Raw genomic sequence first — 23,438 nt, 5'->3', positions numbered from 1 at the left:
TTACCCCACTCCATTTCGTTACCACACAATCACAAGAGCTTCCTTCACCATTCTCTAAAGCCCCTGTATTGCCATTTATTTCTCTAAAGATAACGTGACTAACTTTTCAATCATATCATCATAACTTAAGCCGATTTCTTTTGCTGCATCGGGATAAAGGCTAGTCGGCGTCATTCCTGGTAATGTATTCACTTCTAAAATAACTGGTTCGCCTTGGTCTGGAATGATAAAATCAACTCGTGAATAAATATCACACCCTAATACTTGATGAGCAAGAACGGCGTGTTTTTGAACATACTCTGTTTGTTCAGCAGAAATTCTGGCTGGAATAATATGTTCACTCATACCAACTGCATATTTTGCTTCATAGTCATAATGTTTATTTTTTGACACGATTTCTACGACTGGTAATGCTTTTTCAGCGCCTTTATTACCAAGTACAGCAACGGTTACTTCAATACCTTTAATAAATTCTTCCAGCAAAATCGTTTCATCTAATTGAAAAGCTTCCTTAATGCCATTTTTAAGCGTTTCTTCATCTTCAGCAATCGTAATTCCAATCGTTGAGCCTTCTTGATTCGGTTTAACAACGACTGGGTAATCTAATTCACAAATAAAGACCTCTTCTTTAAAGCTATGTTTAAACAATACTTGCTCTTTAGCGATTTTTGTACCTGCCCGATTAAAAAAGAGCTTCGATTTTGCTTTATCAATCGCTAAAGCCGAACCTTGCACACCTGAACCAACATATGGAATTTTTAGCATATCTAATAGGGCTTGAACTTTTCCGTCTTCACCATACCGGCCGTGTAAACCAATATAGACAATATCGACGTCTAACTGAATAATTTCTTCTAATTCGTTTGGATTAAAGTCGATTCCAACCACTTCATGTCCTTTATTTTTTAAAGCCGCAATAATTCCTTTACCTGATGAAAGCGATACTTCACGCTCTGCTGAAACTCCTCCATATAACACCGCAATTTTCATAGATGTCTCATCTCCTATTTATATATGTACATTAGTTTATTCGCCCACATGTTTTCTGGTCACTTGATACAAACCGCATCATTATTTTAACAGAAAGGAGGCAATAAGAAAAAGAAAACTCACCAAGCGGCAAGCCTTTTTCATATAGAGTAGAGGTGATAGCTTCTTTTCCGCTCTCTATTTAACCATTACTAATAACTCAACTTTCGCATCGAGAAAATCCGTTCAACGAGTTGGCAGAGCGAAAGGGAAGCTCTTAAACAAATGCCCTTGACACGTTTAAAAAGCGAGAACGCACTATCACACCAAACGGATAAACTGTGCATCTAGAAAAAATATACAATGTACAATGCGCTTCGGCTGTCGCTCCCAAACAGACACTCTGCGTCCTTGCCGAGAACCTCATGAGCCTCCTCAGCACGCTTGCGGGGTCTCATTGGACGGTTTATTCCTGCGGGAGTCTCCGTGTCTGTTTGTCCGCTAGATCATGGAATCGAATCTAGGTTCAGTTTTCTCATTGAATAAAAAAATAGTCCTTACTTCAAAGTACAGTAGCTTGAGAATGATTTTTCTCCTTCCATGACTAATTCCGTTACAGTTGTAAACAAATCAGTGTTGATGCTCTGTACATTAGCTAGATGATCGAGCTTGTTTATCCTGTCTTTTCATGACTACAGACTTAGGAAAAAATAGGTGGCAACTCCCTATTTAGTTTCATAACCAACAAAGTGAAGAAGAAGGTCCTTCTGCGTTAAAAATAGCTGATTGAGAATGGCCATATCATCAAGCATCTCCACGACACTTAGCGGACAAAACCATACGGAGACTCCCGCGGGAATAAACCGTGGAGCGAGACCCCGCAAGGCTTGCCGAGGAGGCTCGCCAGGTTCCCGCAGGACGCGGAGTATGGTTTTGGGAGCGACAGCCGAAGCACTTCATTTTAGTGAACAGTTTCCTTCAACAGCCTACGAAGAGATGTGTTCAGACTGTCAACGATTGAACCGTCCATGTAAAGTCAATTTGAGTATGGTATCGCCCTAAAATCAATCTCTATCAACGGTTAAGAGTCAATCATACTCTGCAAAAGTTGAGTAATAAAAAAATAAAAACTCAATGACTGGGAATGTCACCAAGTTTATTTTTGCACAAAGGATTGATACAGCTTGTATATTGCTTCAAATTCAATAATTTCTTTCCCATACTCTTTAATTCGATATATAGAAGCCGTAGATGAATTTCCGTATTCAGATAATAAAGAGATAAAAGCCTCTTCTTTTAACTGTTCAATATCAAATTCCTCAAACTTTAAGAAGTACCGATTTTCAAATGAATAAAAGGAACCACCGATTACCCCAAAAGCATATAAACGCTCAGCTAACTGTATAACATCCTCTAAATCATAAAATTCGAATAAAATATCTTCACTTTCATCAAGTGTTACTTGCATTTCAATATATCCTTCTTCAAAGGCGTCCAAATCAAAATCATCATCAACAGCACCTTTTGTAACGATAATGACCATACCTTGTGCAGGCATTGCGAAAACTTCAACAGCAATTGGACCATCGATCTTAAAGCCTAATTCATCATCTGCTTCAAGCATCATATCACGAAATAAATCATGAACTTTAGGCACATCCTGCCATAGATCTTCTTTTGTAATACCTCTTTCATTCATATCATCGAAAGTTAAGAATGCTTTAAATTTATTTATATCTAAACGTTCTAACCGCACTCATGTCCCTCCTTCATTACGCAAAACAATATTCATCCCTTAAAGGAAATGATGCTTAATAAAGCCATCCTTTAAACTACAAACGTCCAAATGAAACCGTTCATATGAGTAAAAGACCTCTTACCATACGGTATGTGAGAACACAAAAGAAGGTTCTAGTTCGTTGACCGTGTACAAACCTAATTATCTATTATTATTTTCTTTATCCAACTATTCACATCGTCAAAATTTTTCTCTATTAAATATCGTGTCCATTTATTATCCTGAAGTTGCCAAAAAGCGGATCCAACTACCCCAATCGTAAGAGCGCGTTTTTTTTCCTCTAAGGTCAAAAGCAACTTTTGGGTGTTCGCTACATTCTTTTCATGTGTACATGATGTAATAAAAATAGACGCATCCGTTTCGTTTAAAATTAATTCTACATCTTCAGCTGGGATTCCTTCTCCTAAATAAAGGACAGAAAAGCCTTTTCTTCGCAAAAATAAAGATAAAGATAATAACTCTAAATCGTTTGTTTCACCTGGTCCACATACGAGCAATACTTTTGGTAAAAAGGTATTTAAGGGCAATCCTTGATAAATTTGACCAATTTTCACTCGAATAAAAGTGGAAGCAAAATGCTCATGTGCCTTTGTAATCTCAGCTTCTTTCCATAAAGCTGCGACTTTGCTTAAAGTCGTTTCTAAAATTTCAGTTGACACTTTTTCAAAACTAAATAAACTAAAGGCATTATTTAATAATTGCTGAGCTTTGTCCTCATTAAAAGATAAAAGAGCACATAATAACTCTTTCGTTAATTGTGCGGTGTAATCCTCACTTGTGGACACACTTCGTTTACTAGTTGGCTCTTGTTCTTTTTTCAGTAAATCGACAGCTTGTCCGATCGTAAAACCATGATTCACTTTATTGATAAGCCATTTTAAGATTAAAACATGTTCTTCTGAATATAGGCGATGTCCTGCTTGATTTCTAATCGGCTCGATAAATTGATAGCGCCGCTCCCATGCACGTAGTGTTCCTGGCTGAAGATCGAGCATCTTCGCTATTGCTTTTATGTTATACTTTCCATCCGTAGAAGCCATGCTCCCTCTCCTATCTTAACTAGCTCCATTAACAGGCAGAATGATATGATTGCCTCATAAAGTATAGCGAAACATAAATCATGTGTAAACAAAGGTGTTCCTAATCGCTTTTTTTGAGTTCTAATAAATGGGTTTCGCTTTTAGCTCCAAGTCTTAATGGCAAAATCGATGTTCCGTAACCGTTGCTAATAAGGGTAGTTAAAGACCCGTCCGTTTTAATCGTTCCCAATTTTTCCAACGCTAAACCAAATAAACGAATTTGTCCCCCATGTGTATGCCCAGACAATAGTAATGAAAAAGGGTGTTCACTCGGTAAATAAGATTCAACGAGCGGAAAATGGCTAATTAAGATCGTAAAAACCTCTTCAGAAAGTTGACTATAAGCCTCTAAATGATCAATCGGCTTATCCAACTCCTCCACTCCAAATAGGACAATTTCTGCGGTTCCCTTTTGTATTTTCATTTGTTCATTTTTTAAGACATGAACGTTATATTTATTAAACAATTCCGTCAGCTTTTTCACATCTACTTCTACATCATTGTTACCCCAAACAAAATAAACGTCGGCTAACTGTTTTAATTTTAAAATATTCTCCTCTACTCGTGCCATCGGAACTGCACTTTCAACAAAGTCACCGCCAATAATAACGAGATCACATTCGCCTTTTAAGGAATCAATCATTTTCGAATCAAGTTGACGTCGATGGACATCTGAAATAAAAAAGATTTTATACCCATCAAAAGAGCTTGGTAAATGGTTAAATGAGAGTCGTTGTTTCAATACACGATTTTGGTTCGCTTCGTAATACATATAGGCTAATGTTGTCGTAATCCCTAGTCCAATGAATGTTAATAGTGATTTCTTCATCTAATTCTCCTCCTAATACGATTGGCATGATAAACTCCCACCCTCAACATACGTGAAGATGGGAGTTTATCGTTACCTTTCATAAGATTCCATTCTTCGTGGAAAATTATGATTCAACCCAATTCATATTTTCAATAATCGATTGACTATATTCGATAATGGGTTGTACTGTACTTGCGTAATCGATTATTACGTACACAATCGAATAATCTACTTTGCTTTCCACTATAAGATATATTAAATCGTCTCCATTTTCAAAATGCATTTGTTCAAATTGTCGATCCGAAGAAAAATAGAGAGGGACTTCCATTTCGACTTCTTCTAATTGATTATTTACAGCAAAACCATTCAAAAATCTCGATAATGATTCCTCATCACTCACTTCTTCAATTACAAGAAATGGCTTTTCATTCGTTTCTGCATTCTGAAAAGAAACATATTCCCGTTCAACTGACATCGTAACGGCCACTGGAACCTCTGTCCAAAAATGCATTTGTCCGGATTGAATTTCAACAAGCTCACTATATGGTTCTTCAAATGAGTCATCCGACCTATTTTCCATATCTGATTCTGACTGGAATATTTCAATCTCCATCTCTTCTGCTTCTTCGCCAACAGCCATATCATATTCCGCACTCTCAGAGGAATCAGAGGAAGATAATTGAAGATCGCTTATCATTTGAGTAAAAACATAACCTATTCCGAGAAACAAAAGAATTCCCGCACAAAGAGAAGCCCATCTCCAATATGGATTTCCTTTCCTTTGTAATGGTTCTTCTTCGACTTCCTCTCTTTTTATTCTTTCCATAATTTGATCAGCTGAATTTTGAGATGGAAGCTCATCATATTGTTTTTTTAAGTTTTTCATCTTTTTCTCAAAAGGCTCCAAACTCATAGCTGTTCACCTACTTTTTTATACTTTTCCTTTAATTTTTTTTTCGCACGTAACATCCTTGATTTGACCGCTCCTTCACTTACATTCAATACATCGGCAATTTCGTTATAACTTAAATCATGAAAATAATGTAAGATAATCGGAACTTTATACTTAGAATCTAAATCTTGAATATAATAATGTAATTCCCTTGCTTCTTCATCAAAATGTTTCTCTAGATAAACAGTCGAATCTTGTTCTTGGTTTAATTGCTTTACTTTCCGTTTTTGCCTTTGTTCATGACGATAAATATCACGAACCACATTTAAAGTTAACGAATACAACCATGTCGTAAACTTACCATGTGTATACTTTGGCAAAAACCGATACACTTTTATAAATACCTCTTGGGTGACATCATCTATTTGGGCGTGTGACACACCAAGTTGATAACAAAACTTTTCAACGGTTTTTAAATGGATTTTAATTAAGTGGTGAAAAGCTTCTTCATCACCTTTTTTCGCAAGAGCTAACCATTCTTCTTCCATCAGAACTAATGACCTCCTACAGCGACGACCGAGCATTTATGAAGAGGATAATAAGATAATTCCCTTATGTAACGCTCAATAAGTCTTATACGTTTCATTTTTTTGTTCAAACACAAAGAAAACTCGTCAATTGACGAGCCAAGGCAGCTAGACATAGTTTCCCTTAACTAGGCATTTCAAAACGCTACCTCATCGTCTTCTCAACTGCCGTATGATTCATCTTATGTGAAAAGAAAAGGGTAAGCCCTCATTACTGACTTACCCTTTTCTAGTTATAAAGTACTATCTACCTTTAATTTCTTTCTTGATAAATAAGCTAAGGCTGACGAGGCTAGCAATTTAGCTGCCGTTAAAAGTGCAGCCTCGTCAATATCAAATTTCGGATGATGGTGTGGATAATGAATCCCTTTTTCTTTATTTCCTGCTCCTGTAAAAAAGAATGTACCTGGAACATGTTGTAAATAATAGGAAAAATCTTCCCCTCCCATTACAGGCTCCATTTGAAAAAACGTTTGTTCTGGAAAACTAGCTGTTTGGACACGAGCAAATTCACTCGTTTCATAAGGTTCATTTACAAGTGCCGGATACCCTTTTTTATATAAATAAGAATAGCTTGCTCCCATCGCCTCACAAATCCCTTTAGTTACTTGCTCCATTCGTTCGATAATATAATCTTGCAAATCCAAATCAAACGTACGAACCGTTCCCACTAATTTAGCCGTATCAGAAATGACATTAAAAGACTCACCAGCGTGAAACGAAGCGACCGTAACAACCGCCGACTTTAACGGATCAACATTTCGGCTCACAATTTGTTGCAATGTTTGCACAACAGAGCTGGCAACTGTAATCGAATCCACCGTTTCATGTGGAGCGGCTCCATGTCCACCTTTTCCTTGAATGACGATTTCAAAACGATCGGCAGCAGCCATCGCTGGACCTTCGATATAACCTATTTCACCAACTTCAAAAGGTGACCATAAATGAGTACCATAAATAACATCAACACCTTCTAAACAACCATCCTCAATCATTTGAATCGCTCCACCTGGTGCTATTTCCTCCGCAAACTGATGAATCAAGACGATCGTTCCTTCCAATTCATCTCTGTATTTCATCAATGCTTTTGCGACCAATAAAAGGCTTGCTGTATGTCCATCGTGACCACAAGCATGCATTACACCTGGGGTTTTAGAGGCAAAAGATAGACCTGTCTCCTCTTGGATCGGCAATGCATCAAAATCAGCACGAAGAGCAACCGTTTTACCTGGCTTTGCCCCCCGAATATAGCCAACAACCCCACGGCCACCAACACCTGTTTTTACTTCCACACCTATATCTTTTAAATATGTAGCAATTTTCTTCGGTGTCTCGACCTCTTCAAAGGACAGCTCTGGATATTGATGAAGCTCTCGACGAATTTCAATCATTTCTTCTTCATGTTGTTCTAAATAAGCTAATACTCGTTCAATCATTTTAGCACCTTCTAAACTCTTTTTCTTTTATTTTACTCTTCTAACTTCAAAAAGAAAACGATATTTTTCGAAAAATGAAACAACGAACAGTTTTGTATCTTTAATCAAACGTAAAAAAGCTGACACCCGATAGGATACCAGCTTGATTCATTACATTATTAATCTGTTAACTGAGAAAGTTTTAACATATAGTAGGCCATTGCAACTGCTACAACCATTGCCAACAAACCGATTCCTAACACTGCTGTAAGTTGAACTAATGTCATGAATCAACACTCCCTATCTATTAAAAATAGCTTTTCTATAAAAAATTATAGCATGTTCATTGTGACAAGCGGCCGTCAAAATGTGACAATTTTTAAAACAAGCTTTTATTCCTTCCTTATGAATGGACAGTCGATTCTCATTTTTATGTAAAAATAACAAAATTAAAAAAGGTTAGAAAATCCAACAAATTAATTGAAAAATCAAAATAAAAGACGTATACTAAAATTTAAGAAGGTTAGAAAACGCTTTCAAAAGTGAGTATGATTTGTTTAAATGTTCATCGTTACTTGTATAAAAAAACAGGATGGAGGGATACAAAATGAACTTATTAAAGTTAACGGATAAATCTTTGAGTACAAATGCTGATTTAATCTTTAGTCAACAATTTGGTCTACCGATTGAAGTATACTGTTCAAAAAACAGCGAAACAATTGCATTCGGTCAAATTCAAGATTTTAATGAAGATTTTATTATGATTTGTGGCAAACTTTATCGCCGCGATACAAATCTCTTTTTTGGAATTCGCCATTTAAGTGCTTAATGTTTTATCCGCTTCCTAGTCGCTTGATCATTTATCCACTTTAACAACGTCCACTCGTCCAGCCAATTTCTTTTACAATGATAGAAAGCATCTTCTATTCATGTAGAAGATGCTTTTACTTATAAAAAAGGTTAATATCATGCCTTTTTTCAATTGTCTTAAAAAAACGATGCCTTTTTTTCCATTGAATATCATCGTTCCAAATCTCTGGACTTCTGTCAATCATTTCAAAACGAAGCTCTTCAAATTCTTTTTCAGCTTTTTTCTCCTTTTTTTGAAAATACCTCACTTGAAAAATTCCCGTTACAAGTAAAAGAATCAAAAAGATCGTTGATGAGTCCATCTGTAATAATTGATGATAAGAAAACCCCGTTCTTAAACGTCCAAACAGAAAAGAATAAAGGGAAATCACCGAAATAATCGCTAATGCACTCAAAACAAATATCGACCACATTTTAAGTGATTTCTCCATTTTATCAAGCTTTTGCTTCCTTTTTATTAATTCTTGTAACATCTCGTCAAAAAAAGCAGGCACTTCAGAACTTGTAGAATTCCTTTTCATAATAAAGCCCTCCCTATTTGAAAATATGAGAGGACGAACCCTTTTAGAACAAGCCACTAAAAAGTTGTTCAAACCATGATGGATATATTAAAACAGACGCAATTAATAAAATAAACAACAGTAATAAAACACGCACCAATAATAGTCGAAAACTCATTTTTCGTTTTCTCACTACTCTTTTTTTCTGATGTTTATTGCTACGTGGTGGGAGCTCTTTGGGTTCTTCTATTAGCTCAACATTGTATTCATACTCCACTTCTAGTTCTTCTTCCGATAATTGACCTACATATTTACGAGCCGCACGTGACTTTTCCATTATGATGTTCCCCCTTTTATTAGCTCAAATTTGATGATCAAACCTAACACTAAATCAATTAAAAAATGAATAAAAATCGTCACCCACAAATTACCTGTCCACATATAAACGATTCCAATTAAAAAACTAAGTACAACGACTCCCAAAAATAAGACAGGTTTTCCTAAATAACGAAAATGTAAACCTGCAAATACAAGACTAGCCACGACTAATCCAAAAGTCGTTTGGATCACCCCTCTAAAAAACAACTCTTCTGCTAATGAAATCACTAAACATAAAACAATCATTTGTGGAACAGATATGCCTTTAAACAACTTTTCATTAATTCCACCGTCATCCATTGCTTCTTTACTAAAAAGAAACGTTAGACCAACATTTAAAATGACAGCAATAATAACCACAATCAAACCCAGACCAAAAATCGCTTTTATATCCCACTTAAACAATAAAAGCCAGTCTGAAAACTGATTAAATAAGAGAAAACTAAGAACAATTGCAAGGAAAAAAAGAAACAATTGGGTTAAATAAACACTTACAACAATTTCTCTTACCGTTAAATCTTTAACTGTTACCGCTTGTTTCTCCATTTTATAAACCTACTTGTAATAGTTTTTGAGCTAATTCCGTTTCCCACTTAAACGACTCTTCTTGTGATTGCGGTTGCTCTTTAAAAAAATAGTGCTCTTGTTCAAACCCACATCTGTCACAACAGTAATCGATGTTCTTTTGTTGGAACTCATCAAAAAAAGCAAGCATTTCTTTCCGCCGACAATTTTGGGTGTTAATCCAACGTTCAAACGTATTGAGTTTATTTTTTCTTACATTTTGTCTAGAATCAAAAATCCGAACGATTTCTTCTTTTAAAGAGTTTAAAGACATTTTTTGTACCTTTCCCTCGATAAGGAAACGATATGTTTCAAAGTGGTATAAAAGAATTTTTCCACTTGTTTCTGAACATTCATATGCTGCTAGTATACTCAACCAGTGCTCTTGAGAGAGCGTTTCTAATTTTGCAATGCTTTTAATAATCCCTTCTATCTGCTCAGGATGTAACTGTTCTAGCGTAATTAAATTGTTTGCTAATTGATGGTCTTCAGAACTCGCTAATAAATAGGCAATGCTAGCTTTCCCGTCTCTACCAGCTCGGCCAATTTCTTGTAAATAAGACTCCAGTTCCGTCGGGTAATGAAAATGAATAATATAACGAATATCCTTTTTATTAATTCCCATTCCAAAAGCACTTGTACAACAAATAAGTGATAATTGTCCATTCAAAAACTGCTGCTGTATTAATAACCTTTCCTCATTAGACATTCCACCATGATAATGACTCACTTTTTGATGTTGTTGCTTTAATAAATAACTGACCTTCTCCGTCCATAGACGACTTGAAAAATAAATCATTCCTGGTCCTTCTAAACGTTCGACTAACTCCAATAATCGTTTCAGCTTATCATCCGTATGCAAAAATTTCTCGACCCGAAAAGCGATATTTGCTCGTTCAACCGAATGGATATGTTCTGTAACGTCCGTCAAAGCTAATAACTGTTTGATATCATTTCTAATTTCCATTGTAGCAGTAGCGGTAATCGCTAATGTTGGCGGATAATGAAGGGCCTTTCTTACGTCTTGTAAACGAATATAGTCAGGTCTAAAGTCGTGCCCCCACTGTGAAATGCAATGAGCTTCATCAATAACAAATAAATCGATCTTCATTTGCTTTAATTGGTTCATAATCGCTTTATTTCGAAGCATTTCCGGAGCTAAATAAATCATTTTATAGTCAGGAAGATGTTCGATCAGGTGTTTTTTTTCCGCAAAAGATAAAAAGCTATTAATCGCAACAACCTTTTTAATCCCATTTTTTTTCAATTGCTGAACTTGATCCTCCATCAATGATAAAAGGGGCGATACGATAATCGTTGTTCCTTTGTTTAATAATGCAGGTAACTGATAGCAAATCGATTTACCCGCTCCCGTTGGTAACATTGCGATGACATCTTGTTTGCTTAAAACCGTTTCAATGATTTCCTTTTGACCCGGTCTAAAGCTATCATAGCCGAACCATTTTTTTAAAGAATCAACTAAATTCATGCTCTCGTTCCCTTCGTGCTAAAACTAAACGAATCATAAAATAATCAATAGTATCAGGAAGTTTCCTTTTGATTTCTTTCAATTTTATGGAAGATGTTTCATTGATTGCTTCATTGATTAAGTTCCAATTTTGTTCATTTATAAAAGCTTGAACCGAAAACCGCTCTTCAATATGAGCAAGTTCGACAATATGATCTTGTATCGTTGTTACTTTTAATTGTCTTCTTTTACTAATTTCATTGATCGTAAAGCCCATTTCTAGCCATTCCTTCGTTTTTTTCGTAGAGCTTGTTAAGTGGTTGTCCTGATTTTGATCAGCAATCAAAGAAGCTAGTAAAGGGAATCGAATCGAATCGTTTTGTTCTGTTAGGACGGTTAATATTTTATGAAGGGATGCTAAATGAAGCAGCCTTGCCTCTTCACTATCTATTAATAAAAACTCGGCAGCTTGATTTAATGTATAACCAATCTTCTCTGCACTTGTTATTTGTAGTACAAATAGGCTCGCTTGATCATTTGAGCATGTTTGTAAAATCGCAAAAAGTTCTTGATAAAGCTCTTGCAAGATGTTGTCTAATGGCCGTTTAAGAGAGATTATTCGCTTTTTAACAAAGGTTTGCACAGCCCAATCTGAAACGACCGGCACAAAAGGGGATCTACTTTTAAGCGATGTTAATGATTGACTAAATAAAATAAGTCTCAGCCAAAAGAGTCGATCGATCTGATAATAAGTCCAGCCATGATAATCCGATAAAAATGAACTATTTTTTTGCTCTCGTTCAATCCATTCTTTTCCTTTTTTTGTCACAACCATTGTCTGGTTATCATTTTCTATAATATAACCTTCCTTTATTAAAGTAGTGGTTATCGTCTCAAATTGTTGTTTGGATAAAAAAGATAAGATGCCAAAAAAACGTTGTACTTTAAAAATATGAACATCTTGGATTGTTTGAGCTGATTTTTTTCCTTGGAGGATATGGTATATACCCATTACACTTCTTTGACCTTGACATTTCCAAAATACGATTAAGGAAATCAATGCAGACGATTTGACCATGGCATAACCCCTCCTAGTCATATGAACTTGCTCTTATTTTATCAAAGAAACCTGAGAAAAACGTCCTATTTCGTAAAAAAATGTTGAAATTTCGCTCGACTTATTGAGTCTGTTTCATGAGAATATTTTCTTTTGTGAGATCAAGCTGTTGAAAAGTTTTACATTTGGCTTTAAAATAGATGAAGACAAAAAAACAGTCTACTTCAGAAGACATTGTACTTTAAGAAAAATGTCATACCCTTTAGAGAGACTGATTATTGATAATAAAATGGAGGGTTTTACCTAATGGCTAAATTTACAATTGTTGATCAAGATACATGCATCGCTTGTGGAGCATGTGGTGCTGCAGCCCCTGATATTTATGATTACGATGATGAAGGGATTGCTTTTGTTATTTTGGATGATAACAAAGGGGTAACAGAAGTTCCTGACGAATTAGAAGAAGATATGATCGATGCTTTAGAAGGCTGTCCGACAGATTCAATTAAAGTAGCGGATGAATCCTTTGAAGGTGACCCACTTAAATTTGAATAGATAAACAATCGATGCGACTAGTCTAAAAAATGGGACTGGGACAAAACCACTTAAAAAAGAGTTAGATGACTAGAAATGACGGTCATCTAACTTTTTTTAATGGAAATTACTTATTTTATATTACAAAAGGAATGAGAAGATTCATCCTCTCTCTTAGCGGACGAGCTATGCGGAGAGTCCCGTGGGCTCTATTGGCAGGGTCGAAAACCACCGGCCTATGATTTTCGGGAGCGGTGAATAGAACGCTATCTACTACGAACCCAATAAATGTTACCTGTTTTTCGTATCAGAGGTGTTTTTTCTCCCAGCCTCTTCATTAATATGTATAGAACTGTAGTGGATGGCGTTCATCATTTAATTGAAAGTATCCCTGAGGAAGCTTTTTATGAATACTGTTGTGAAACATGGCGTCCTACGTATCATCCTCTTTTTCAGTTAAGAAAAGAACATCAGATTAAGAGCGGAACAAGCAACGATGATCATTGCTACATAACGAATCGTGCTCGCAGGTAGTTTTGAAAAGGAACGAACACCTAAACTTGCTCCTAATAAAACAGCAATGAATCCTACGGCAAAATAGATAAAAAAGGATGGAGAAAAATCACCGTTAAATCCATGAGCTGTAACCGTCAGTATACTCGTCACAAAAAATACGGCTTGTAAATTTGCATTGTATTTTAATTTATCTGCATACACCATTAAGAAATAAAAAACAAAAAAAGGACCCCCAACAGCAAATACCCCTCCTATAAACCCGCCAACTACACCTAAAATAATGGTTAAAATTTTCGAAGGTTGTTGATATACCATATGAGGCTTTTTATTCAATAGCATATAGACCACCATAGCCAGTAGGACAAAACCAAGCCAGCTTTTTAATACGTCAAGCTCTCCAAAGTTTGTTAACACAAAAAAACCACCGATTCTCCCTACAATCGCGGCCATCAATATGAGTATTAACCCTTTTAAATCAAGTGCACGATAATGGCTGATTAAAATACGTAATGTTAAAAAGACAGTTAAAGCCATGACTAATAATGTACTATCTTTCAAAGTAAATAAATACGGCAACAATCCCATCGCAATCAAACCAAATCCAAAGCCACTCACACCTTGAATAAAACTACCAACAAAAACAATTATAAAAATCATCAATAATTCAAACACTATGATTATTCCTTTCTCATTAAAAAAGCTCCATTAGAAAACGATAAAAAAAGGACTGTACCTAAAAGTATGAAAATGAGCTTTGAGGGTTCAGTCCCTTTTTGAATGTAATTGAAATGGGAGGCAAGACACCGCTCCCGAGATTGGGGCACACCCCCTCCGGCGGGCGCTGAACTAACTGTCTACGCCAGTGGATTTCAGCCTGCCCTTTCCTCCTGCAGGAGTCGGCCCCCATCTCGTCCGCTAAATTTACGTTCTACCTAAAAAGGCAAAAGAAAAAAATCACTCTTTCCTTTAGAGTGGACTTACCAAAATACAAACCAAAGGGGAACGATTTTTATCTGTAACCGAAAGGCTAGTTTCCAAGATTATAACATGAACCCACTCTCTCCTTAAAACGTACGAACCGATATGGCTACATAAGAGACTTCAAAATTTATGAGTATTAATCATATGAAGGTTGTTCCTCTATCCTAGCGGCCGAGTCATGCGGAGACTCCCCGTGGGAAGTAGTGGCAAAACCGAAATCCACTAGCAAAGCTAGTTCGGTGCCACCTCACAGGACGCGGAGACTCCTGCGGGAAAGTGGGTGACGGGAGACCCCACAGCGATGAGCGAGTTATCATGAACGAAACTAGCCCCTTACTCGTAACAGCGTAGGTTAATTTGGTTAGAATGATTAACAGAAGAATTAACCAAACCAAATCAGAGCTACATTACGAAAGGAGCTAGTTATTATGAAGGATACCATAAAATACGTTGGTTTAGACGTATCAAAAGAAAAAATTGCGGTAGCGGTGGCGGAAGAAGGTCGGGATGCCCCTCGTTATATGGGGATGATTCCGCATACACCAGAGGCGATTAAAAAGCTTATCAAAAAATTAGGAGAGGTCGACACGCTCCGTTTTTGTTACGAAGCGGGACCGACTGGATATGGGCTGTATCGCTTATGTGTATCTTTAGGGGTCTATTGTGAGGTGATCGCTCCCTCCTTGATCCCCCAAAAAGCAGGAGACCGAGTCAAAACGGACAAAAGGGATTCTTTAAGGCTCGCCCAACTTTATCGTGCGGGAGAACTAACGAACATCTACATTCCGACGCCTGAAGATGAAGCGTTACGTGATTTAGTTCGAGCACGTGAAGATGCCAAAGAAGATGAATTACGTTCCAAACATCGCTTAACAAAGTTTCTCTTGCGTAATGAAAAGCGTCCACCTGAAGGGGTGAAAAAGTGGACGAAGAAGTATTACGCTTGGTTAGATGCTTTGACATTTGAGCACCCAAACTTAAATCTCGTTTTTCAAGAGTATTACCATCAGTTAAAAGAGTTGGAACAAAGATTGAAACGATATGAGGAAGGAATCGAACAAGAAGCAGAAGAAGGCGTTCATGCATCAGCTATTCAAACGTTACAATCTCTCAGAGGGGTTGCTTTAATCACGGCTGCGAGTCTCGTGGCAGAAATAGGATCTTTTGAACGCTTTGCCACCCCAAGGCAATTCATGTCCTATGTCGGTTTAGTACCGAGTGAATCTTCAAGCGGAGATAGAAGGTACCAAGGGAAGATTACCAAAACGGGAAATCGTCATGTCCGTCGCTTATTAGTAGAATCGGCCTGGAGTTATCGTTACCAACCAGCGGTAAAAGGTCGTTTGAAAAAGAGGTTGGAGAAGCTTGATCCGTCCATACAAGCTCTATCGTGGAAAGCACAGAATCGACTGAACCAGCGCTACTATCGTTTATTATCGCGTGGAAAAGAAAGTGGGAAAGTCATAACAGCGGTGGCAAGAGAGTTAGCAGGATTTATTTGGGCTGTTAGCCGACATGTGCCTAGCACCGCCGCTCAAAGCCAACTAAACAAAGTATAAGAAATCAACAAAATAGAGAAATCAATATCAACTAGATAAGAAGGATAGGGCTCGAAGGCAAAGAGTAACACCGGGAAGGAAAATCCACGTGCCTCCTCTGTGCTATCCCGTTTTAGGGAGAACGCACGCCGCGAGTTAGTGGAATGGCCTTTATACGGAAAGATACTATGTGAAAACCCACGGATATCAGGATGAAAATCGTCGTTAACGTTTTTGCCTTCGTGCCGTGTCCTTTTCTTCACAAAGATCCGACTTTTAGGAGGGAATAAAAGACGATTATCTTTAGCTAACCTTAAGTGTCTCAACTACTTAGAAGGCCAGTCAAGGAACCCGCTTGACAGACCTCCTAAGAGTTGAAGTGGAGTAGTTAGGCTAAAGAAAGGACATTGAAAGCCTAAAAGGCTCCAAGCCATCCATTTTTAAGAAGCAAATACCGCTTCTCTAGTTAAGATTGGCCAAAAACGGATAAAACCTTGGTTATGAGGAGGGCCCTTGACAGTTTCGTTCATATCAGGAGGCTCCCGACTCACCCGCGGACGCGTAGGGCATGCAGCTCGCGGAGTATGGCAAACTCATGTAACCATAATTTAACGCGTAGACTGTTTTTCAGTGGCCTCTAGGACGCGGAGCATGATTTCCGGGAGCGGCGAACATCGCTCAATGTCCACCTAGCTAATCTCATTCAAAAATAAGCTAATTAAGGGCTTTTTGAACAGCTCCAACAAATTTATTCCGCAAATAGATTATTTTCTACACCGACGATATGGTTCAGCATTTTTTCATATGCTAATTCTGGGTTTTGCTCTTTTATCGCTAAATAAATTTCGTAATGCTCTTTATATAAAGAATGAAGCTTTTCTTTATCACTATATAGAAATTTTTCTCGCGCTTCCTTCATGGCTGTTTTCATTGTTTCAGAAACCGTATCTAGAAAATTTTTAAGCATTTCATTTTTAGTTGCATTCACGACACATTTATGGAATTTAATATCAGCTAGTTCCCCTAACTTACCATCATCTAAATTTTGCTCCATCTCCTCTAAGACTTGTTCTAAAGAAACAATATCATCTTCTGTTCGTTTTGTTGCCGCAATTTTGGCAGCTCCGGTCTCAACCATTTTTCTAATTTCGAATAGTTCACGTAAATCTTCTTTTCTCATCCATTCAACTGATGGCAAGACAGCTTTAGCTAAATTATGATCAATCTCTTTAACAAAGGTCCCTTCCCCTTGTTTAATTTCTATTAACCCAACCGCCTTTAATGCACTTAATGCTTCGCGAATCGCTGAGCGTCCTACTTGGTATTGTTCTGCTAACTGTGGAACAGAGGCCAAACGTTCACCAGGTTTTAATTGTTCGTTTTTTATTTGTAATGTTAGTTGTTCTGCAATAATTTCGTAAATCTTTTTTGGCTTTATATGACTCGTTGACATAATTCTCCTCCAAATAAACCGATATATCAATAATCGATTTCCACTATCATCTCTCTTTTATTTTAGCCTTGAATGCCATTTGTAGCAAGAGACTTGCCGATATTACACTTAGAGAGTCAGTCCTTCTAATGCTAATAAAATATTATTGGACCATATTTCTGCAAAAGCATCATTTGGAAGTGGATTCATTCCATTCCCTACTTCAATCGTAAAACCTGGTCTACGCTTTTCTAGAATAAACCAATCCTTATAACCACCGTCACTATCTGCTGTATGAATGGGCGTATATGAGCTAGCTAATGAGAGCTTCTCAACCATTTGTTCACTTTCAGGTGGCTCATAACCACGGTATCCCCAATAAATAACTTGCCCTTGCGAATGGAAAGCTAATACATAAGCAAACTCTTTTTGCATCGTCAGTTCATAAACAGCAATCGCCTCTGGCTCTGTCAAAGGAGCTATTCCACTATAATGTCTTGACCAAGGTTTTTGCGGACTTTCCTTTGCTTCGATTTCCCAACCTGCTGGCCATTGATGATTCAAATCAACACCACGAATATTGCTCGACCAATGCTCAAATCTTTTTTGTCCTTTATTTATCTCATTAATCATTTTGTAATAAGGATGTTCTTCATAAATACCTTGCTCAACTAGTTCAATTCCATCAGGGTTTACCATTGGAACGACCGTTAACGTTACTTCTTTTAACATCTTCATAACAGAATAATTATATAAGGACCTTTTCTTCTTATTAGCCTCTGCTAATGTAAATAAAAAACGAATCAAAAACTTTGACGTATGAGCCTCATTCGCGTGCCATCCCCCTGAATAAAAAACTTGCTTTTCCCCCGTGCCAATTTCAAACTGATAAAGCGATTTCCCCATCACTGAGCGTCCACATTCTTTAGCCTTTACACCTAAGTCTTGTAATTTCAAAACATCTTTCTCTAAATCAGATGGTCCATATTCTGTTTCAAAATGAAATGGATCGTACTCATTCATTTGAAGCGGTGGAATCTTTAATTGTAAACCAGGACGAAGATAAGTTTTTTCATTTAAAATAGTCGGATTATTTAAGAGCAAATCAAATGGTCTTATTTGAAATGCTAACGCCACTTTTGAAATGGTATCACCTTGTTTAACAACATAATTCATTCGACATTCCCCCTTCATTTATAAGTATGAATCGAACAAGAAATTAAGTAAAAAGATTTCTAAGTAACTCAACTTTCGCATCGAGAAAATCCGTTCATCGAGTTGGCAGAGCGAATGGGAAGCTCTTAAACAAATGCCCTTGACACGTTTGAAAAGCGAGAACGTACTATCACACCAAACGGATAAACTGTGCATCAAGAAAAAATATACAATGTACAATGCGCTTCGGCTGTCGCTCCCAAACAGACACTCCGCGTCCTGCAGGAACCTCATGAGCCTCCTCAGCACGCTTGCGGGGTCTCATTGGACGGTTTATTCCTGCGGGAGTCTCCGTGTCTGTTTGTCCGCTAGATCATGGAATCGAATCTAGGTTCGGTTTTCTCATTGAATAAAAAAACAGTCATTCCTTCAAAGGACATGAGCTTGAGAATGATTTTTCTCCTTCCATGACTCATTCCGTTACAGTTGTAAAAAATCAGTGTGGATGCTCTGTACGTTAGCTAGATGATCGAGCTGGTTTCGATTTGAATCATGTCTTTTCATTACGGCAGACTTAGGAAAAAAATAGGTGGCAACTACCTATTTAGTCCCACAACCAACAAAGTGAAGAAGAAGAAGGTTCTTCTGCGTTAGAAATAGCTGATTGAGAATGGCCCTATCATCATAGCATCTCCCCTACACTTAGCGGACAAAACCATACGGAGACTCCCGCGGGAATAAACCGTGGAGCGAGACCCCGCAAGGCTTGCCGAGGAGGCTCGCAAGGTTCCCGCAGGACGCGGAGTATGGTTTTGGTAGCGACAGCCGAAGCGCTTCATTTTGCTGCACAGACTCCTTCAACAGCCTGCGAAGAGATGGGTTCAGACTGTCAGCGATTGAACCGTTCATGTAAAGTCAATTTGAGTATGGTATCACCCTAAAGTCAATCTCTATCAACGGTTAGGGGTCAATTATACGCTGCGAAAGTTGAGTAATTAAAAAATGCTAATTGACAGATCATTGTTGATATGATAAATTATCTAACAATTAGCAATCATTAAAAACTTCGATGAAGAATGAAAAAATGGTTTCAATTGTAGAGAGCTAGTGGTCGGTGCAAACTAGTTTGAGCCATTTTGGATAGCCCTTCTGAGTTGATGTGTTGAATGAACTTATTAGTAGACACATCCGGATAATCCGTTATCTTTTGACTAAAGTAGTCTCTAAGATGCACAGCTGTGCATAAAACGAGGGTGGTACCGCGGTTAATACCTTCCGCCCCTCACATACCGTGAGGGGTGGAAGGTTTTTTGTGTACCGCTTTCATTTTATTTCGTCTTTTCAGAAAAAAGAGAATTGACTATGTTACAGCAAAGCGTTACAGTAAAACCAAAAGAGGAGTGTAGAGAAATGAGTGATCAAGCAGTGGCTGAAAAAGTAAAAGCGGTGGAAACACAAACAAAATACCATATTTTAGTATCTGATTCTATGAGTGAGGAAGGGTTATTACCTTTATTAAAAAGTGACCGGGTTGAATGTGTCCAAAAAAACGTTGATCATGTTTTAGATTTAACACCATTTGATGCTCTACTCGTTCGTAGTGCGACTAAAGTAACAGGCGAATTACTCGATCAAATGCCCAACTTAAAAATCGTGGCCCGTGCAGGAGTTGGGGTCGATAATATTGACTTAGATGCAGCGACAAAGCGCGGTGTTGTCGTCGTAAACGCTCCCGATGGAAATACAATCTCAACAGCTGAACATACGTTTGCGATGATTTGCTCCTTGCTTAGAAAAATCCCTCAAGCGAATGCTTCCATCAAAAGCGGAAATTGGGATCGCAAATCATTCCAAGGCTCGGAATTACGCGGCAAAACACTTGGAATCGTTGGGTTTGGTCGAATCGGAACCCAAATCGCCCAACGAGCCAAAGCGTTTGAAATGCCTTTACTCGTCTTTGATCCTTTTTTAACCAAAGAACGGGCCGAAAAAATTGGTGTCACCCAAGCATCATTAGATGAGTTATTGGAAAATGCTGATATTATTACAGTCCATACGCCGTTAACGAAAGAAACAAAAGGGCTTCTAGGAATGAAAAATATCGCCAAAACTAAACAAGGTGTCTTTTTAATCAACTGTGCTCGAGGTGGAATTATTGATGAGCAGGCTCTCAAACATTATTTAGCGAACGGTCATATTGCCGGTGCTGCGTTAGATGTATTTGAAGAAGAACCAGCTACCGATCGAGAATTAATTGATTGTGAAAATGTCATTACAACACCGCATATTGCTGCTTCTACCGTTGAAGCCCAATTAAATGTTGCTTCTCAAGTATCAGAAGAAGTATTACATTTCTTAGAAGGTGAACCAGCCAAAAATTCTATTAACCTTCCAGCCTTATCAAAAGAAGTATATGAAAAGGTCAAACCATTTTATGATTTATCGAAAAAAATGGGAACCTTACTTTCACAAGTCATGAAAACACCAGTAAAAGAAATTGAAGTGTTTTATAGTGGGACCGTCACTAATTTTGAGACGACCGTGACGACTCGAAGTTTAATTGCAGGCTTTTTGCAACCACGTGTAGATGCTGCTGTTAATGATGTTAATGCATCATTAATCGCCAAGGAAAGAGGCATTAGTTTTGGTGAGAAGCACGTAACAAAATCCTATGGTTATTCTAATTTAATCCATGCAATTGTTCACGGGGAAGATCGTCATTTTGAGATTCAAGGTACGTATATTAAAGAGTACGGGGCAAGAATTGTGAATGTCAATGGATTTAATGTTGATTTTGTACCTCACGGGCATATCCTTTATATTCAGCATAACGACCGTCCAGGTGTTATCGGTCGGATGGGACAGTTACTTGCTGAACATAATGTTAATATTGCGACGATGCAAGTAGGTCGTAAAGAAGAAGGCGGAGAAGCGATTATGATGCTTACTGTCGACAAACCTGTAACAGATTCGTTAATTGAAGCTTTAACAAATATTGACGAAATTATATTTGCTAATAAAATCGAAGCATAAAAAGATGCTAAAGATGGGGTAACTATCTCTGCTTGTCGACCGGCTCGTTTCACGAGACTTTGTCGACAAGCTTTTTTGGCATTAGAGAGAGTAGCCGCTGTAGGCGCTCAGACTCTATTCCCTGGATGGAAGTACTTTGTTTTTCCTTTTCCTTATCCCCAAATATATTGAAATAAAAGGTCCAGTTGTTCCTCTTTACGCCTCTTTAAATAAACAAGTCCTTTTTCTGTCACTTGAATAAACTCTTGTTTACTTTCCACAAAGCCCTCTTTAAAAGCCACATTTAAATAAAACTCATACAATAGTCGAAATTCGTGCTCATTTATGTGATTTTTTGTTCCATAACCAAATGCTCGATTATGGGAACGCCAAAAGCGAGGGTGAATCTCTTTTTCATTTATAAGACGAATCGTTTTATGTCTTTTGATTTTCTTTAACATAAATAGAAAGCCATCAATTAAGTCAATTTGAGTTCCGGATAAATCCGTTTGCTCATTCAATAATTTTAATAAAGTTGTGTTCACAAACGATTGATCCCTATCCATAGTCATTCTCCATGTCAAATATTTAGTTCTATTCTACCATAGAACGACTATATTCTACATAGTTCTGCATTTTATTCAGAATCTTCCGCCAAAGATAATAACAACTTCAAGCCTGGATGAATCATGTCCCCTTCTAATTGGTTAAACTCCTTTAGGTCAGAAACAGATAGATGATACTCATTGGCAAGCTGATATAAATTTTCTCCTTGTTTGACAATATGGATTGGCTCTTCTACAAGTTGTTCATAAACAATAATCGTCTCACCAATTTGCAGTAAGTCGCTAGTTTTATCATTCCATCCTTTAATCTCTTCAACACTTACATGATATTTAGTCGCAATGGCCCACAATGTATCATCTTTTTCGATCACAATTTCATGAGTTACTTCTAATGGTTCTGACGTGCTCTGTTCGACATCCGTTAAAATGGTCTCCGCTCTTTCCACACCGACACGAGCGGACTGAATTTCGCCATCACTCTCACTAACTACTTCGTTTTTCTCTGTTTTTAACTCTTCTAATTCGGCATTTATTTTTTCTAAAACGGAAGCAACGGTTTCTTCAACCATCGCCATTGCATCCGTATAGTCTTCTTCTACTGACTCCGTTTCTAAAATTTTCTCTTCCTTTACTACCTCCCTCTCTTCGTCCAATAAATCTTCGTCAATATAACGACTCATCGTTTGGATAGCTTGGTCATCCATATAATCCAAAGCCGCATATAAAGAAGACGGTTCGTTAGACAAAAAGATAAGCGGGTCGATAGAAGCTGATTTTTCAATATCCCATTCTCCATGATGCATTTCAAAATGAAGATGATTTCCATGAGAACGACCTGTGTTCCCTACTGTCCCAATCATTTGTTTTGCTTGTACGATTTGCCCTTCTTCTACACCCCGATGATCTAAATGAGCATAGACGGTCTCGATATCACTTTCTTCATGTTTAATAAAAACAACATTTCCATAGGAATCAGAATAATACGATTTTGTGACAATTCCTTCTTCAATCGAAATGACTGGTGTTCCTTCTGGAGCTGCAATATCGAGCCCGAAATGCCCTCCACCTCTTGAACCATATGTATCGGTTATTTCTCCAATTGTTGGCCATACAAAACTTTCTTGCCATTTTTCTATAAAATGACTATCAGCCTTTGCTGTTTGATTAGTCCCTAAAAATAAAATTCCTATAAATAAAGCGATCGACAAAGCGATAACCACTCTTTTCATTAAATCAAGCATAAAAGCCTCCTTTAAATATCCATGCCGTTTAGCTCCTTTTTTTGTTAAAGCTTTAGACTAACACTACCCTATGAC

21 protein-coding genes and 1 other annotated feature are annotated in these 23,438 nt (G+C 37.5%); of the genes, 4 read left to right on the top strand and 17 right to left on the bottom strand.

Annotated elements, in window-relative coordinates; genetic code table 11:
- Window positions 1-75: 75 nt before the first annotated feature.
- The 7 genes from AA0017_RS07225 to AA0017_RS07195 form a co-directional block, all read right to left on the bottom strand.
- Window positions 76-990, bottom strand: coding sequence for a D-alanine--D-alanine ligase (locus AA0017_RS07225; protein ID WP_413380431.1), 915 nt, complete (start codon window positions 988-990; stop codon window positions 76-78).
- Window positions 991-2,125: 1,135 nt separating this feature from the next.
- Entirely contained in the window at window positions 2,126-2,725 is a 600-nt protein-coding gene (locus AA0017_RS07220) for a genetic competence negative regulator (protein WP_003322423.1), read from the bottom strand.
- Window positions 2,726-2,904: 179 nt separating this feature from the next.
- A complete protein-coding gene (locus tag AA0017_RS07215) occupies window positions 2,905-3,807 on the bottom strand; it encodes a MerR family transcriptional regulator (RefSeq protein ID WP_413380428.1) in 903 nt (300 codons plus the stop codon).
- A gap of 100 nt (window positions 3,808-3,907) precedes the next feature.
- Window positions 3,908-4,675 carry a metallophosphoesterase gene (locus AA0017_RS07210; RefSeq protein WP_413380426.1) on the bottom strand — a complete coding sequence of 256 codons (768 nt, stop codon included), beginning with the start codon at window positions 4,673-4,675 and terminating at the stop codon, window positions 3,908-3,910.
- Between the two features lie 106 nt (window positions 4,676-4,781).
- Complete coding sequence (locus AA0017_RS07205; RefSeq protein ID WP_413380424.1) at window positions 4,782-5,570, bottom strand: hypothetical protein; 789 nt, start codon at window positions 5,568-5,570, stop codon at window positions 4,782-4,784.
- Window positions 5,567-6,097: an RNA polymerase sigma factor gene (locus tag AA0017_RS07200; RefSeq protein WP_413380422.1), complete on the bottom strand. Its 531-nt coding sequence runs from the start codon at window positions 6,095-6,097 to the stop codon at window positions 5,567-5,569. The genes AA0017_RS07205 and AA0017_RS07200 overlap by 4 nt, the downstream gene beginning before the upstream one ends.
- A gap of 272 nt (window positions 6,098-6,369) precedes the next feature.
- Window positions 6,370-7,572, bottom strand: coding sequence for an amidohydrolase (locus AA0017_RS07195; protein ID WP_413380420.1), 1,203 nt, complete (start codon window positions 7,570-7,572; stop codon window positions 6,370-6,372).
- 586 nt (window positions 7,573-8,158) lie between these two features.
- Here AA0017_RS07195 and AA0017_RS07190 point away from each other — a divergent pair.
- Window positions 8,159-8,380 carry a hypothetical protein gene (locus AA0017_RS07190; protein ID WP_413380417.1) on the top strand — a complete coding sequence of 74 codons (222 nt, stop codon included), beginning with the start codon at window positions 8,159-8,161 and terminating at the stop codon, window positions 8,378-8,380.
- Between the two features lie 115 nt (window positions 8,381-8,495).
- Here AA0017_RS07190 and AA0017_RS07185 read toward each other — a convergent pair whose 3' ends face one another.
- From AA0017_RS07185 to AA0017_RS07165, 5 genes are read right to left on the bottom strand one after another with little or no spacing between them, the layout of a single operon-like run.
- Window positions 8,496-8,942 (bottom strand): DUF2663 family protein, encoded by a 447-nt coding sequence (locus tag AA0017_RS07185; RefSeq protein ID WP_413380415.1) that lies wholly within the window; start codon window positions 8,940-8,942, stop codon window positions 8,496-8,498.
- A gap of 43 nt (window positions 8,943-8,985) precedes the next feature.
- Window positions 8,986-9,258: a hypothetical protein gene (locus AA0017_RS07180; protein ID WP_413380413.1), complete on the bottom strand. Its 273-nt coding sequence runs from the start codon at window positions 9,256-9,258 to the stop codon at window positions 8,986-8,988.
- Window positions 9,258-9,845 carry a CPBP family intramembrane glutamic endopeptidase gene (locus AA0017_RS07175; protein ID WP_413380411.1) on the bottom strand — a complete coding sequence of 196 codons (588 nt, stop codon included), beginning with the start codon at window positions 9,843-9,845 and terminating at the stop codon, window positions 9,258-9,260. Before AA0017_RS07175 ends, AA0017_RS07180 begins: the two co-directional genes overlap by 1 nt.
- 1 nt (window position 9,846) lies before the next feature.
- Complete coding sequence (locus tag AA0017_RS07170; protein ID WP_413380409.1) at window positions 9,847-11,352, bottom strand: RecQ family ATP-dependent DNA helicase; 1,506 nt, start codon at window positions 11,350-11,352, stop codon at window positions 9,847-9,849.
- Window positions 11,339-12,409 carry a helix-turn-helix domain-containing protein gene (locus AA0017_RS07165; protein WP_413380407.1) on the bottom strand — a complete coding sequence of 357 codons (1,071 nt, stop codon included), beginning with the start codon at window positions 12,407-12,409 and terminating at the stop codon, window positions 11,339-11,341. The genes AA0017_RS07170 and AA0017_RS07165 overlap by 14 nt, the downstream gene beginning before the upstream one ends.
- A 285-nt stretch (window positions 12,410-12,694) precedes the next feature.
- On the opposite strand from AA0017_RS07165, the gene AA0017_RS07160 reads away from it, so the two are divergent.
- Window positions 12,695-12,943 (top strand): ferredoxin, encoded by a 249-nt coding sequence (locus AA0017_RS07160; protein WP_003322436.1) that lies wholly within the window; start codon window positions 12,695-12,697, stop codon window positions 12,941-12,943.
- Window positions 12,944-13,378: 435 nt separating this feature from the next.
- On the opposite strand, the gene AA0017_RS07155 is transcribed toward AA0017_RS07160, so the two are convergent.
- The gene (locus AA0017_RS07155) at window positions 13,379-14,110 is read right to left on the bottom strand and encodes a sulfite exporter TauE/SafE family protein (protein WP_413380405.1); all 732 of its coding nucleotides are present in this window, start codon (window positions 14,108-14,110) and stop codon (window positions 13,379-13,381) included.
- Between the two features lie 737 nt (window positions 14,111-14,847).
- Here AA0017_RS07155 and AA0017_RS07150 point away from each other — a divergent pair.
- A complete protein-coding gene (locus tag AA0017_RS07150; protein WP_413374642.1) occupies window positions 14,848-15,978 on the top strand; it encodes an IS110 family transposase in 1,131 nt (376 codons plus the stop codon).
- Window positions 15,979-16,705: 727 nt separating this feature from the next.
- Here the strand turns inward: AA0017_RS07150 and AA0017_RS07145 are convergent.
- Both AA0017_RS07145 and AA0017_RS07140 read right to left on the bottom strand, forming a co-directional pair.
- Entirely contained in the window at window positions 16,706-17,410 is a 705-nt protein-coding gene (locus AA0017_RS07145) for a FadR/GntR family transcriptional regulator (protein WP_413380403.1), read from the bottom strand.
- A gap of 108 nt (window positions 17,411-17,518) precedes the next feature.
- Window positions 17,519-18,565 (bottom strand): M14 family metallopeptidase, encoded by a 1,047-nt coding sequence (locus tag AA0017_RS07140; RefSeq protein WP_413380401.1) that lies wholly within the window; start codon window positions 18,563-18,565, stop codon window positions 17,519-17,521.
- Between the two features lie 1,036 nt (window positions 18,566-19,601).
- Window positions 19,602-19,830 (top strand) — a binding site (T-box leader).
- A gap of 124 nt (window positions 19,831-19,954) precedes the next feature.
- Here AA0017_RS07140 and serA point away from each other — a divergent pair.
- A complete protein-coding gene (gene serA / locus AA0017_RS07135) occupies window positions 19,955-21,577 on the top strand; it encodes a phosphoglycerate dehydrogenase (RefSeq protein WP_413380399.1) in 1,623 nt (540 codons plus the stop codon).
- A 152-nt stretch (window positions 21,578-21,729) separates the two neighbouring features.
- Here serA and AA0017_RS07130 read toward each other — a convergent pair whose 3' ends face one another.
- Together AA0017_RS07130 and AA0017_RS07125 are read right to left on the bottom strand one after the other, a co-directional pair.
- Window positions 21,730-22,122, bottom strand: coding sequence for a hypothetical protein (locus AA0017_RS07130; RefSeq protein WP_413380398.1), 393 nt, complete (start codon window positions 22,120-22,122; stop codon window positions 21,730-21,732).
- A 71-nt stretch (window positions 22,123-22,193) separates the two neighbouring features.
- Entirely contained in the window at window positions 22,194-23,363 is a 1,170-nt protein-coding gene (locus tag AA0017_RS07125; protein WP_413380397.1) for a peptidoglycan DD-metalloendopeptidase family protein, read from the bottom strand.
- Between the last annotated feature and the right edge of the window lie 75 nt (window positions 23,364-23,438).

It is taken from the genome of Alkalihalobacillus phoenicis (assembly GCF_047302405.1).
GTDB lineage: Bacteria > Bacillota > Bacilli > Bacillales > Bacillaceae_D > Alkalihalobacillus.
The sequence above is the reverse complement of the archived record's forward strand: the minus strand, read 5'-3'. Positions and strand labels throughout refer to the sequence as shown.

Bases quoted from the DNA above. Each gene is read 5' to 3' on its own strand.
- AA0017_RS07225 (WP_413380431.1), bottom strand. From the start codon at position 990: ATGAAAATTGCGGTGTTATATGGAGGAGTTTCAGCAGAGCGTGAAGTA.
- AA0017_RS07215 (WP_413380428.1), bottom strand. From the start codon at position 3,807: ATGGCTTCTACGGATGGAAAGTATAACATAAAAGCAATAGCGAAGATG.
- AA0017_RS07210 (WP_413380426.1), bottom strand. From the start codon at position 4,675: ATGAAGAAATCACTATTAACATTCATTGGACTAGGGATTACGACAACA.
- AA0017_RS07205 (WP_413380424.1), bottom strand. From the start codon at position 5,570: ATGAGTTTGGAGCCTTTTGAGAAAAAGATGAAAAACTTAAAAAAACAA.
- AA0017_RS07200 (WP_413380422.1), bottom strand. From the start codon at position 6,097: ATGGAAGAAGAATGGTTAGCTCTTGCGAAAAAAGGTGATGAAGAAGCT.
- AA0017_RS07195 (WP_413380420.1), bottom strand. From the start codon at position 7,572: ATGATTGAACGAGTATTAGCTTATTTAGAACAACATGAAGAAGAAATG.
- AA0017_RS07190 (WP_413380417.1), top strand. From the start codon at position 8,159: ATGAACTTATTAAAGTTAACGGATAAATCTTTGAGTACAAATGCTGAT.
- AA0017_RS07185 (WP_413380415.1), bottom strand. From the start codon at position 8,942: ATGAAAAGGAATTCTACAAGTTCTGAAGTGCCTGCTTTTTTTGACGAG.
- AA0017_RS07180 (WP_413380413.1), bottom strand. From the start codon at position 9,258: ATGGAAAAGTCACGTGCGGCTCGTAAATATGTAGGTCAATTATCGGAA.
- AA0017_RS07175 (WP_413380411.1), bottom strand. From the start codon at position 9,845: ATGGAGAAACAAGCGGTAACAGTTAAAGATTTAACGGTAAGAGAAATT.
- AA0017_RS07170 (WP_413380409.1), bottom strand. From the start codon at position 11,352: ATGAATTTAGTTGATTCTTTAAAAAAATGGTTCGGCTATGATAGCTTT.
- AA0017_RS07165 (WP_413380407.1), bottom strand. From the start codon at position 12,409: ATGGTCAAATCGTCTGCATTGATTTCCTTAATCGTATTTTGGAAATGT.
- AA0017_RS07160 (WP_003322436.1), top strand. From the start codon at position 12,695: ATGGCTAAATTTACAATTGTTGATCAAGATACATGCATCGCTTGTGGA.
- AA0017_RS07150 (WP_413374642.1), top strand. From the start codon at position 14,848: ATGAAGGATACCATAAAATACGTTGGTTTAGACGTATCAAAAGAAAAA.
- AA0017_RS07145 (WP_413380403.1), bottom strand. From the start codon at position 17,410: ATGTCAACGAGTCATATAAAGCCAAAAAAGATTTACGAAATTATTGCA.
- AA0017_RS07140 (WP_413380401.1), bottom strand. From the start codon at position 18,565: ATGAATTATGTTGTTAAACAAGGTGATACCATTTCAAAAGTGGCGTTA.
- serA (WP_413380399.1), top strand. From the start codon at position 19,955: ATGAGTGATCAAGCAGTGGCTGAAAAAGTAAAAGCGGTGGAAACACAA.
- AA0017_RS07130 (WP_413380398.1), bottom strand. From the start codon at position 22,122: ATGGATAGGGATCAATCGTTTGTGAACACAACTTTATTAAAATTATTG.
- AA0017_RS07125 (WP_413380397.1), bottom strand. From the start codon at position 23,363: ATGCTTGATTTAATGAAAAGAGTGGTTATCGCTTTGTCGATCGCTTTA.